Origin of the sequence: Mesorhizobium sp. M1409, assembly GCF_040317535.1 — a bacterium.
In the GTDB taxonomy this organism is placed as follows: Bacteria; Pseudomonadota; Alphaproteobacteria; order Rhizobiales; family Rhizobiaceae; genus Mesorhizobium.
Genome location: NZ_JAMYKV010000060.1, coordinates 22,071 through 33,538 on the forward strand (window position 1 = coordinate 22,071; position 11,468 = coordinate 33,538).

The 11,468-nt window shown below is 57.9% G+C and carries 10 protein-coding genes and 1 pseudogene; 3 read left to right on the forward strand and 8 right to left on the reverse strand.

Going from position 1 to position 11,468, the window contains the following annotated elements; all coding sequences use genetic code 11:
• Window positions 1-179: 179 nt before the first annotated feature.
• The 6 genes from NKG99_RS30705 to NKG99_RS30730 form a co-directional block, all read right to left on the reverse strand.
• The gene (locus tag NKG99_RS30705) at window positions 180-791 is read right to left on the reverse strand and encodes an FAD synthase family protein (protein WP_352872958.1); all 612 of its coding nucleotides are present in this window, start codon (window positions 789-791) and stop codon (window positions 180-182) included.
• A complete protein-coding gene (locus tag NKG99_RS30710; protein ID WP_352872960.1) occupies window positions 754-1,905 on the reverse strand; it encodes a CDP-glycerol glycerophosphotransferase family protein in 1,152 nt (383 codons plus the stop codon). Before NKG99_RS30710 ends, NKG99_RS30705 begins: the two co-directional genes overlap by 38 nt.
• A gap of 50 nt (window positions 1,906-1,955) precedes the next feature.
• The gene (locus NKG99_RS30715; protein ID WP_352872962.1) at window positions 1,956-2,930 is read right to left on the reverse strand and encodes a sulfotransferase family protein; all 975 of its coding nucleotides are present in this window, start codon (window positions 2,928-2,930) and stop codon (window positions 1,956-1,958) included.
• Between the two features lie 10 nt (window positions 2,931-2,940).
• A complete protein-coding gene (locus NKG99_RS30720; RefSeq protein WP_352872963.1) occupies window positions 2,941-4,113 on the reverse strand; it encodes a glycosyltransferase in 1,173 nt (390 codons plus the stop codon).
• 205 nt (window positions 4,114-4,318) lie between these two features.
• The gene (nusG, locus tag NKG99_RS30725) at window positions 4,319-4,876 is read right to left on the reverse strand and encodes a transcription termination/antitermination protein NusG (protein ID WP_352872965.1); all 558 of its coding nucleotides are present in this window, start codon (window positions 4,874-4,876) and stop codon (window positions 4,319-4,321) included.
• Window positions 4,877-4,927: 51 nt separating this feature from the next.
• On the reverse strand, window positions 4,928-7,195 hold the full coding sequence (locus NKG99_RS30730) for a polysaccharide biosynthesis tyrosine autokinase (protein ID WP_352872967.1): 2,268 nt from the start codon (window positions 7,193-7,195) through the stop codon (window positions 4,928-4,930).
• A gap of 825 nt (window positions 7,196-8,020) precedes the next feature.
• On the opposite strand from NKG99_RS30730, the gene NKG99_RS30735 reads away from it, so the two are divergent.
• Both NKG99_RS30735 and NKG99_RS30740 read left to right on the forward strand, forming a co-directional pair.
• Entirely contained in the window at window positions 8,021-8,728 is a 708-nt protein-coding gene (locus NKG99_RS30735; RefSeq protein ID WP_352872969.1) for a Crp/Fnr family transcriptional regulator, read from the forward strand.
• 589 nt (window positions 8,729-9,317) lie between these two features.
• Window positions 9,318-9,749 carry a hypothetical protein gene (locus NKG99_RS30740; RefSeq protein ID WP_352872971.1) on the forward strand — a complete coding sequence of 144 codons (432 nt, stop codon included), beginning with the start codon at window positions 9,318-9,320 and terminating at the stop codon, window positions 9,747-9,749.
• 387 nt (window positions 9,750-10,136) lie between these two features.
• Here the strand turns inward: NKG99_RS30740 and NKG99_RS30745 are convergent, their stop codons facing one another.
• Both NKG99_RS30745 and NKG99_RS30750 read right to left on the reverse strand, forming a co-directional pair.
• Window positions 10,137-10,568: a YybH family protein gene (locus tag NKG99_RS30745; protein ID WP_352872973.1), complete on the reverse strand. Its 432-nt coding sequence runs from the start codon at window positions 10,566-10,568 to the stop codon at window positions 10,137-10,139.
• Between the two features lie 134 nt (window positions 10,569-10,702).
• Window positions 10,703-10,987 (reverse strand): hypothetical protein, encoded by a 285-nt coding sequence (locus NKG99_RS30750; RefSeq protein ID WP_352870817.1) that lies wholly within the window; start codon window positions 10,985-10,987, stop codon window positions 10,703-10,705.
• An 88-nt stretch (window positions 10,988-11,075) separates the two neighbouring features.
• Between NKG99_RS30750 and NKG99_RS30755 the strand changes: the two are divergent.
• Window positions 11,076-11,468, forward strand: a pseudogene (locus NKG99_RS30755) (hypothetical protein); the annotation flags it as partial.

An 11,468-nucleotide genomic window follows, 5' to 3' on the forward strand; every position in this document is an offset into this window, starting at 1 on the left:
AGCGGGACTGTCAGGAATCTTGTGCGTGAGGCCATGATGATGGAAAGGAGAATCATCGCATGGCCTCACGCACAAGATTCCTGACAGTCCCCCGGCAAGCTGTATGACCGCTTTTTTCGGTGGCATGACGTTTTCCACCAAAGCTGGAACTCCTCCGCGAGGCAGGGTGGCTTGCTAGATCAGATGGCAAAGTCCGCGGCAGAAGCACCGTTCAACGGCAGTTCAGGCAGCGCGCGGTTGACGCTACGCGAACCGTTAAGTTGCTCGACGATGGACGTCGTACTTGTGCCTCGCCAGTAGGGCACGAAGACCAGCTCGACGCCGTAGAGTTCCAGGTCCTGTTCCGTCATCCTGATCTGATTGAGGTACGATTCCCGAGGCCAGTCGTCGCCGTGGACCATGACCGATGGCCTGAACCTTTCGACCATCGGCTTCAGGTCGAACTCGCCATAGATGACAGCATCCGTCACCCAGCGCATCGATCTGACGATGGCCAGCCTGTCCGCCTCACCAAACACCGGCCGCCGTTTGTACCTCTCGACCATCTCGTCGCTGTTCACGCCTACTACGAGCCGGTCCCCGAACTTCGCCGCCCGGTTGAGCAGTTCGACATGTCCACGATGAAACAGATCGAACACGCCCGAAACGAACACGGTTCTCACTTCGCCCTCCTGCCATTCTCGTTCTTTGCAACCGGGGCCGTTCCATGCAGCCTGGCGGTCGCCGTTCAGTTGGATGCGCCACACCTGTGTTTCAGTAATGTGCCGGCTGTTGCGGCAATACGGCGTCAAGAAGCCGTGTCGTTGCCCGATCGTCCCGGTGCTTGTGAAAGCAGGCCACCACCGAGGACCGGGGCAACGCGTAGCGATCCGCTTCGAAAGTCTCGGCGATGGCGGATTTCAGCTGCTGGTAGTCGGACACGACAGGTCCTGCGAAGAAATCCTCCACCGGTTCGAGGGCGAAGCCGCGCGACCGCCGATACTCTTCAAGATCGGGAAAGGCGAGGATCACCGGCTTGTCGAGAATGAGGTAATCGACATAGACGGACGAGGCATCCGTGATCAGAAGATCTGCCGCCCCCAACATCTCATAGAGACTGACGCCTCGCTCGCGCAAATCGGGCTCTCGCCAGATTCTTAGGCGATCCGATCGGATTTGGTCCGGAAAGTCGGGTGCCATGGGGTGCACCTTGAGGATGCAGATGCAGTTCTGCTCCTCTAGGAAGGCACAGAATTCAGCGGTGTCCATGTCGCTCATCCCGAAGATGCTCGAATGCGCCACGCCATCAGTCCTTACGATCCCCCTGACGGCTTGACGGAAGGTGGGAAGCCACATGATCAGGCGGGGCTTGGTGTCCTTGTCGCCGATTCCAAGCTGTGTCTTGATCGCATTCGCCCGGCGTGCTGCTCTAACCATTACGTCATTCCGGGGAATGCCAGTCGTCAGGATTTCGGCATCCGGCACTCCGAAACACTTGGCGACCAGTCCCCTGAACATGTCAGAGGTAGCGATCCCGAAGGTCGAGGGCGGGGGCGTTCTGCCAATGAGGTAGCCGATGCGCTTGATCGGCATGCCGTGCCAGACGTTGATGCAAATTTGTGAGCGCGGGGGCTTTGGGCTCAGATAAAGGCCATGCGTGAAGAAGATATACCGAGCCGTCAGATAGTGGAAGAAGCCTCTCACGCTCTTCCTGCTGCACCAATCGATGTTCGGCTCCTGCCTGCGGATTGATGGCGGCACTTCGCCTTCGGCGAGGACCACCACCGAGACGCTCTGCCGGAGAACGAGCTGACGCGCAATCTCGATGGTGCTGTCTTCCAGGTCGGGAAACCCGGCAATGACAGCCTTCGCTTGCTTCGGAAGGTGCCGGTTGAGAAGCGAAATTGCGCTGCGGGCCAATACCACGACCAGCTGTCCTATGCTTTGTCTGCTGAGTTGGCTCACCGATAGGACCGTCATTGGAATGTACCTAGGTCGGCCTGGGTCGCGGAAACAGCGCGGGCAGTGAAGTCGTGGCTAACATTCAATCTCGCCGCGATCGCATGTCGCCATGCACTCGCGTTGAGTCCGAACTCGCGCTCGAGTTCGTGGATCATGTCCACGTATCGCCGCGACAGCATCCGCTCGGTTTCGGAGTCCCACATCTGCGAATTTCGCTGTGGCTTGGTGTTCATCGTACGATAGAACCGTCGCAGGGTCTCGTAGCCGGCGCCCTTCGGAATAAGCGACCGCACCCGGATATTGACCTGCTGGACCCAGCGGCTTCTTACGACGTAGGAGCCGTTTTCGGTCGGAAAGCCGTATTCTCGGTAAAATTCCGTCGATATGCCTAACACCTGCGCGAGTGATTCCATGAATGCGCGCTTATCGCGAACCATGTTCTCAAACAGGTAGACATGCATCCGCTCGCGACCGCAGCCGGCGCGCCAACGTCGCAGATGCTCCAGATAACTTGCGTTCGTTAGCGCCTGCCTTGCAAGCTCATTGCCCTTGAAAGTGCATGTACCAAGATCAGCGGCTTCCACGAAGTCCCGGAATGACATGGCACCCGGAATCCAGTCCCAGTTCTCCCGGAAATATCCATAGAGCGACTTCAGTTGCGCCACCGGCTCGCGCAGAATGAAGATGAATCGCGGCTGGGAGGGCAAGCGCGGCAGCTCGCGAAGGGCAGTCTGCGAGTACATGTAGCTGGGTGTGGACTCGACGATCACGCGCGCGGATGGGTTGCAATGTTCGAAGAGCATTTCGTAGCCAGCAAGACCGCTTTCCGCCCAGTTTCGCTGCTTGAGGTACATGTGCGTGCCCGGATCGACGAAATAGTAGGTCTCCTTCTGCGTCGAACCCGCGACCTCGGGGTGATCAGTCAGCCAGCGGAACAGGGAACTCGTCCCCGCCTTTGGAGCGCCGACAATGATACAGTTGGGAAGCATGGACGGCTTCCTACGCCCGTTCCCTCGGAAACGTGCCCCGGCGACGGAGGGCAAACCGTCGGGCGGGAATGGCCGCAGCCGCAACGGGCTGGCGGCTAGTGGCAAGTACCCACCGATACAGCGTTTCGATAAGATGATTCATCCGATCGGAGGTGAATTCGGCACGGAATCGCGCTCGCGCAGCTTTGCCGAACTTCTTCAACTCGGCCCGGTCTAGACCGGCTAGGACGCGACCCAGCTCGCCTGGCCGGTTGATATCGACGATCAGGCCATCGAGCCCGTGGCGCACGACTTCCGGCAATGCACCGCGGTTGCTGGCGATGACAGGAACGCCGCTGCGCATTGCTTCGATGGCTGTAAGGCCGAAGGCCTCCCAGCGGGATGGCATCACGAGCGCGTCCATGCGCGGCAGCATCTCAAAAATGTCGGCGCGGGAGAGCCAACCATAGAACTTGACGTTCTTCGGTATTTGAGGGACGGGCAGGGAACCCCCGAGAACCGGTTTGCCCACGACGTGCAACCGTATGTTTTCGCAGCCCGCATGCGCGATTTCCCTGAGCAGGATATCCAGTCCTTTCTGCCTGTCGAGGCGGCCGATAAAGACCAGGTCGAGACAGCTCTCATCCCGGGGCCAGACCTTGGGCTTTGCCCCGTAACCCGCGGCAATTCCGTTCTTTATCGTTCGCATCTTGGATGCCGGTATGTGATACCGTTGGCCGAGCGTATGCTCGGCGTCGGAATTGACGATGATGACGTCAGTCAATGCAGCCAGAATTCGTTCGCACAGACAATAGAACTGCTTCTTGACGGCGCTGACCTCCATTCCGAAGGCCCAGCCGTGGGGACAATAAACGATTCGTGGTCGGGCCGGCCGCAACGCGAGCATCGGTCTGACCACCGCTCCAGCGAAACTGGAATGGAGATGCACGATCGCCGGATCGAGGGTTTTGATTGCCTTCAGCGCGACTGCGCCGAAAACCAGGAGACCCAGAGGTGTGCGTCCACGGCTCGGAAAGGTGATCGTCTGCTTCGGGCTGACAAATGGCAGATACTCGGCACTGCCTTCTGGCACAACGAAGAAGATGTCGTCTGTGCCCTCCGATTTTAGCTGGCAAGCTGCAATCTCGTCGAGATAGGTGCCCACGCCTCCCGCAATCGACTGAGCAATGTGGATCACGCGCATTTCGCACCATCCTTTTTGGTGGCTAAACGCAATTGAAGATATCGATGAGTCGATTCGGAGCAGTTGGGGGCCAGATGCGTTGTTAGTATTCAGATGTCTTCGGTAATAACCGAGCCAACAATCGCAATATCTAACGCTACCGCAGTTGCGGTGAAACTTGAATCTACCACAACAAACTAAAGTTTAGTTTACAGTCAAATGTTTGTCAAGAAATTACTCTGATAAGTTCTCTCGACAACTGAACAGAGACTTTCCGTTCCATCATGGTAAGAAGTATTTGGATTGCTCCTGAACTCTGTACGCTGTCCAGTATTCCAATCTGCTCGGCGAAGGCTCCATCTGAAACGCGCACCGTCTGGCCCGGCCTCAAAATCTCCCTTGGCCGCAGGATGCCGTCCGGACCGGTAGCTGCCATCAATGCTTCCACAAGCCCTATTCGGAATGGCAAAGGTCGGTCGCATGCCGACAACACCTGTTCCACGCCGACCGTTGAGTTGATGCAGCGCCAGCGATCGCGCTCAAGCCGGAGCGCGATGAAGAGGTAACTCGGAAAATAGGCTTCCTTGGCCACCGTCACGCGCCGTGCATGCCGAATGGTGCGGATCCGGCGCGGCAAGAAAGCCCTGAAGCCCTGCCGTTCCAGATGACGCAACGCGTTTTCTTCCGCATGCGGCTGCGTGTGGACGGCGTACCAGCGAGCAGCCTGCCCTTCCGTATTCCTGACTTCTATCGACTCATATGAAAGCTGATGACTGGTAAGCATGACACACCCATATTCATTGGAGGCAGGACGTAGACGCCGCTACACCGCCGGTCACATCGCGACATACGGACCATAGGAGTCGCCATAGCCCGCAGCCTGTTTTTCATTGATCATCGTCATTGCGATCCCGGCCACCTTCGTGCCATTCAATCGGCGCAGCGCGTCTGCCACGGCTTCTCTGGGGGTGCTGTTCCACTTCACGACAAGAGCGACGAGGTCCGCATGCTTTGCCAGCACAGGCGCATCGGCCATCAGGCAGATTGGCGGCGAGTCCACGATCACCAAATCGAATGATCTACGGGCGGAGCCGAGAAAGCGCGCCATGCGGCTCGATCCTAGGAGATCGGACGGATTGAGCGTTCCTTTGCCGGCAGGCAGCACATAAGTGGCCGTGGCATCGTCAAAACGGACCATGCTCGGCAGATGCCGCAGGTCAGTGACCAAGTCGACGAGACCGGGCAAATCGGACATGCAAAAATGTTTCGTCAAGCCGCTGCGCCGCAGATCCGCATCGACAATGAGCACTCGATATCCTGCGGAAGCTGCCGAGATCGCGAGGTTGATGGCGGTGGTTGTCTTGCCTTCACCCGCAACGGCGGAGGTGATCTGAATGACCGGGGCGCGGCCTTGGTCGACATCGTCGAGCAATGCGTGACGCAAGCTTCGGATAGCTTCGCTGTACCCGGATCTCGGTTCCAGCCTGAACAGCGCCGGCTGTGTGGAGTGTTGGCCGCGGATCGCTGGCATCTTCGGCTCGCTGAGCTTCGGGACAGAAGCCAGGATCGGCAGCCCCAGATCTTTTTCCGCTTGGCCCGTCGTGGCGAATCCGGCATTAAGGAGCTCTCGCGCAAGCGCGCCACCGGTGCCCAGGCCGAGACCGACGATTAAGCCAAAGAGAATAATGACCTTTTTCGGAGGATAACTCGGCGTTTCGGAAACCGAGGCCACCGATATGATCCGGACGCCGCTGTCGCTAAAGGTCTTTTCTTCGTCGGCCATCTTGGCACGCGACAGGAACGCTTCGTAAAGGGCCTTGTTGGCATTAGCGATCCGTTCCAGTTCGCGCACCTGGATGGCAATTTGATTGTCTGCCGCGGTCTGGCCGGTCGCCTGTCCAAGCGAGTAGGCCAGTGCAGCTTCGCGCGTCTCCGCCACCTCTAACTCGTTCGCCAAGTTACCGACGATGCGTTTGACCTCGCTCGAGATTTGGAATTCCACATCACGTCGCTCTGCCTGGACCTTGCTGACCTCGGGATGGCGTGCGCCATAGTGCGACACTAGGTCCGCTTCCCGGCGTGTCACTTCGGCGTGTTGCGTGCGCAAGGCTTTGATGACCTCTGAGCCTAGCACCTGCGGAATTGATTCGAGATCGCCACCGGAGGCGAGGAGCTTTTGAGCCTGCTCGAACTGAGCACGCTTCTCTGCGAGCTCAGTGCGCGAGCCAATGAGTTGCAGGTTCAATTCCGAGAGCTGTTGTTCCGTCAACGTGCCGGCTCTGGTCGAGACAAGGTTGTTTTTGGTCTTGAATTCCTCGACCGCATCTTCAGCGTTCTTGAGCTGCGTCTGCAGAGCAGCGATCCGCTCTGTGAGCCATTTCGACGCTCGTCCGGCATGGTGATAGCGAACCTGAAGCTGATCTTCGGCATAGCCCTCGGCTACGGCATTGGCAATCAAGGCTGCCTTTTCGGGATCGCCTGAGGTTACCGCGATGTCGATCACATAAGAACGGCCCTCTCGCCACACCTCGATCATGTCCTGCAATCGGCTCACGGCTCGCGATGACAGGTCGGGAAGGGCCGTGACTGGCTGGTGCTCGATAGGCTCGGTGGTCCCAAACACCTTCAACCAATCAGCGACCCTCGCCCGGATATTGTCCGTGAGCGACGGCTCCTCATCACTAATGAATTCGGGATCGTCCAACAGATGGGCGTCGCGGACGACACGTTCCAGTAGCGTGCTGGAGGTGAGAACAGACACCTGGCTGTCTATAAACGAAGAATCGGACGTCAACGCGCTCGCCGGCGAATCCGTTGAAATCGGACTCGCGCTTGGCTGTTCGAGCAGGAGTTTCGCCGTGCTGGTGAAGGCTGATGAAATATTCGTTGCGACGGCAACCGCGGCTATGGTCAAAGCGGCTGCTACCACCGCAATCAGTTTCCAGCGGCGTCCGTAAAATCTGAGAACTTCTCGCAAATTGAGATTAGCCTCGAGGCTGGTCTCCCGCCGCTGGGTAAGCCCTCTGATCGCGGAAGTGGAACTCTCGAAATATGCCACTTTCCCACCCTTCGCCCAGCCAATCCCAGCAAACCCGTCGGTCAATTCGACTTTGTGTTTCCACGGGCTGTCGGTCTTTCCAACGCGGAGCCGGCGCCGCCTTGCAAGCCGCGACAAGCTTTCAGGGTAACAGACGTGCCTGAACCGGGACACTTCACAAAAAGGCGGGAATATACGCATGAATACTTGGAGGCTTACCCAAAACGGTTTACCAAGTTGGCCTTATTGAGTATCGCCTACCCCCAAGCCAATCGCCTATTCGTGGCGCACGGATTCCGTCCCATGATGGTGGGCGCAGATATGGCCTGAGTGCTCGAAAACGAAACGAAGGCGACTTGACGTGGAGCGGACGCTGCCCGCTCCAATCACCGGCCTGCCTTGGGTGACCGTGGCCGGCTCATAGTTCGCCACCGAGGACGGCGACTCATGGACACCGATCGAGTAGAACATGCCATCGGCTGCTGCTGGCAGGCCCACGGCAACTTTCCGAAACCGATCCGATAGGTGGATTGTAAGAGCTTCGTTCGGTTGACCGGCAGGCTAGATCCGACTTTCATCACGATCCGGTATGCCGCGCACGCAATACAAACGAGATCCTGCCGGCCTCCAAAAATCCTTGCCGACGGCCAGACAGTCACTGCCGACCGGGCGAAGGTTCCGCGCTCACAAGGATCGTCGCATTGCGTCGATGGCGCGCAGTGCGCCGCGCCGTCTTTGCCCAATATCACGCACAAGGTGGTAAGGCTGTCCCCAAAGGTGGTATAGTGCAATGACATTCGGATGAAATGATAGATGGAACTTTTTATGTAGTTGTTGGTTTCCAGTTCGATGTGATCGGCGGGGCGATCTGGCTGGGGTTATTCAGAACAAATGAACTTATCAAAGCAGGCGCTTGGATTGGCGAGGGGACCTACCCTTGCTGATGCGAGTTGGGAAAGGGGGATCTCTGTACTGCCGGGGGCTGTGCGCCGCCGCTATCCGGCGAACACGACGATTGCGGATGCGCATCAGGCCAGATCCTTGATCCTGGTTATGACTGCGGGGTGGGCGGCGTTCGGCAAAACGTTGCGGAATGGCTCGCGTCTCATCGTCGATTTTGCGCTCCCTCGCGAAATTGCCTTGATCGAGTTCTCTGGAGAAGGCGGCGAGACGGTAACGGCTCTTTCCGATGTGACCGCGATCGAGTTGACCGGTCCCGCCCATACTTGTTTTTCGCGCTATCCGCAGTCCATTTGCGAGGCCATCCTGCTGGCTGAGGCAAGGCGGCACTCACGAGTTGCGGAACATCTGGCAGGCGTCAGTAGACGGGGACCTGTGGAACGCACGGCCCATCTTCTTCTTGAACTGGGCTGCCGAGCGCATCGATCGGCAACGAGTTATCCGGACCGCTTTGAATGCCCGCTGACCCAGGCCGAGTTGGCCGATGCGTTGGGGCTTTCGGCTGTGCATGTAAGTCGCGTGTTGAAGGATTTGCGAGAAAGCGGACTGGCTTCATTCCGCAATGGTGTGGTCGAGTTGCATGACCATGCGGGACTGATCAAAACGGCCGGATTTGATCGGTCTTACATTTCGAGCTGACATCGAGCGTAATTCTGATCTGAACCGCGCGGCCGGCTCTCCCTCGCGGAGGGAGAGTCTCGGTGATCCCACAGGCATCAACGGGCTTGGTTGCGCATCAGTCTTTAGATCAACCCCCGATTGTCGCCGCTACCCAGAGCGTAACGGAAATGGCCGGTGCGAGGGCAGCCCTCCGGGGACGTGAGGACCGCACCGGCCATTCCAGCGGGCTTACGCTACGCACCCGCGCCGGTCAATCTACAGGGCCTTTTAGCAAAGACGCAATTAATCCTATTGGTGGTGCCCAGTATTACCGTCTTTGGTCGGGCAGACAGAAGAAGTCCGCGCTCAGTTTTTACTGAACGGTCCTTGAAGCTGGGTTTCGCCTTCCCCTCCGCGGGCACCTATTTAGCCAGCCTTGCTGTCGAGACCACTATGCCTTTGCGCCGTTCGGGGGCGGCTTTTGGCGAGGCGAAGCTTTTCAGAACCAGATGGTCCGACGCCATGCTACTCGCTGTCTAGTTCTTTTGACTGTGAACTCAACCAAGTAGTGGAATGGACTGAACGTCATATGACGTCGTAACGTTTTCTTTCGGCGTGGGGCGGTCATATGACGATACAAATAGAAATCAAAGATTTGTTGGAGATTGCGGCGTACCGGCGAACCGTCAGGGAACTCGACTACGCCTATGAGATCGACCTGGCAAATGCTTGCACGGCTGCGCAACGGGAAAAGCTCAAGTACCGACACTACTGGGAAACATTGATATACTATGAACAGATTGCGGAGATAAAAACCCGGCGACTGATCCGGAAGGCGGATCGTCTCGATATGTCGATTGGCTACGCGGACAGCCCAATGTGGAGAAAATCGTCTCAGCTTAACAGCTGGATACTGACGCCACATGGTTGCTTAGAAGTGCAAAATATGATCCGTCAAGAATGCAAAGACCGCCGAGAGCGCGCCGCTACCTGGGCTGCCGTGATCATGGGCCCACTCACCCGGCTAGTATCTGGTTGGCTTGTTGCGCGCGGGCATTAGCCTGGCGGCGCTCCAACGCCGCGCTGTGTCGATGAATGGCAAGGGCAGCACGTTTCTGACCGACCTACATAACATATGGTGATACCGCGCAGTGGAACATTAGTAGCCGCTAGAGGTTGTTGCTTAGTGGTAGAGTGGCCCTCCATTGCGGCGTCAAGACTCAGTTATGTCTTGCGGCGCGGCGGACCTGATTGGACCGTATTGGACCGTCTGGCCGGCGCCAATTCAGCAACCTCCCTCTTGAGTGACGCCGGCCTTCTTCCTCCTGCTTAGATCGTCGGCTCGCGCCACGCCGGTTTCGTTGGTTGGGCAGATTCCTAGATCACGACCTCACACCACGAGGCCAGCGCAGCGTTTGCTCCTTCGCTGAATTCCAGCGCGCTCTTTCTACTCTCCGACAACGGACGTCGGCGGGCGTGCCGAGGTTATCGGATCGGCATGACGAAGGACGATCTTCCACCCGCCTTCCTCCCGCCGGAATATGGTGGTGACTCGAAGCGCAATCGGCACCAGTTTGTTGCCACCACCGACCTTGGATTGGAACCGCTCGACCTCGATGATGTATCCCAGGTCGGCCGTCGCATACTCCGAGATGCGATCAAAGCCGGTGACTTTGCCGTCCCGGTAATTGGTGGCGGCCCGTTCCATGATCTCTGCGGCCTTTCTCCATCCCTTCGCCGGCGGACCAAAGGGATTGGCGATAATGACGTCGTCCTGTCGCGAGTAGAGATTTTTCAAGGGCTCAGGATCGCCCTTTACGAAGGCATCCAGAGCCAGATGATCCTGCTCGATAAATTTCGTTAGGTCGGAGGCTAACATTGGTTCTTCCTGGAAAATCTTGCCGTTTTCGGGAGCGAAACAGCATACTCCTGCACGCTGACGCAAACAATCGGGGGAGGCGCGCGGCACAGAGCCCCACTAGCGCGTTTCCACCGGCCGCTGTCCGACATTCCCTATCGGCTGGCCTCGGTGTGCGGCGCAAAGAAGCAGCGGATGGTCATATTCGGGGGCGACGTGCAGATGTGATATTGGCTGTCTTCGCTCTCAAGGACGCGGTTCTTGGGGATGAAATATCGGCTCTTGGACCCTGTGCGGATATTGAAATCGCCGCCCGACAGCGGCTCGACATAGCGCGGGCTGATGACCCTACAATCCTTCTTATCGTCGCAGCATTCATAGCCGGTGACCGGATCATGGTAGCCGGTATACCAGCTGTGAGCGACGGCGAGCGCGATCAAAAAGAGCCTCATGTGTCAAGAAACTTTGCGCCTCCAGCCGAATATTAGCAATCCCTTGATGAAGCCGGGACCGCTCCAGACCCATTCCATGGCGCCGAGAATTGGCATTGGGGATCTGGTAGCGGTGACCGCCACGGTGCGACGGCGGGTCGATGAGGACTTCGTAAGCGTCTTGATTCCCACCTATAATTTTCCGCATTCGATCATCGATCATGTCTTCGCCCATGAGAAACACCTCGGCTATGATGCGCGGCATCTGTCGTCAGATGCGATAGCGTCGGTCACCCTGGGCATAGATGCCAGCGCGGTCACCCCTCAGGGCGCGATCCTCAACCCAGGCGAAGGCTGGGTCGATCTGCCGTCGCTGATCGAGATATTGATTGCGGAATTCGTGGCGCGTGGCGGTCAGCTTGTCACCGAGGCTGGATGCGCTACGGTCATGATCGTCGATGGCCGTGCCACTGGCGTCACCACAACAAGC

Coding starts and splice junctions, on each gene's coding strand:
- NKG99_RS30740 (WP_352872971.1), top strand. CDS start 9,318: ATGACGATACAAATAGAAATCAAAGATTTGTTGGAGATTGCGGCGTAC.
- nusG (WP_352872965.1), bottom strand. CDS start 4,876: ATGCTTACCAGTCATCAGCTTTCATATGAGTCGATAGAAGTCAGGAAT.
- NKG99_RS30745 (WP_352872973.1), bottom strand. CDS start 10,568: ATGTTAGCCTCCGACCTAACGAAATTTATCGAGCAGGATCATCTGGCT.
- NKG99_RS30715 (WP_352872962.1), bottom strand. CDS start 2,930: ATGCTTCCCAACTGTATCATTGTCGGCGCTCCAAAGGCGGGGACGAGT.
- NKG99_RS30720 (WP_352872963.1), bottom strand. CDS start 4,113: ATGCGCGTGATCCACATTGCTCAGTCGATTGCGGGAGGCGTGGGCACC.
- NKG99_RS30735 (WP_352872969.1), top strand. CDS start 8,021: ATGAACTTATCAAAGCAGGCGCTTGGATTGGCGAGGGGACCTACCCTT.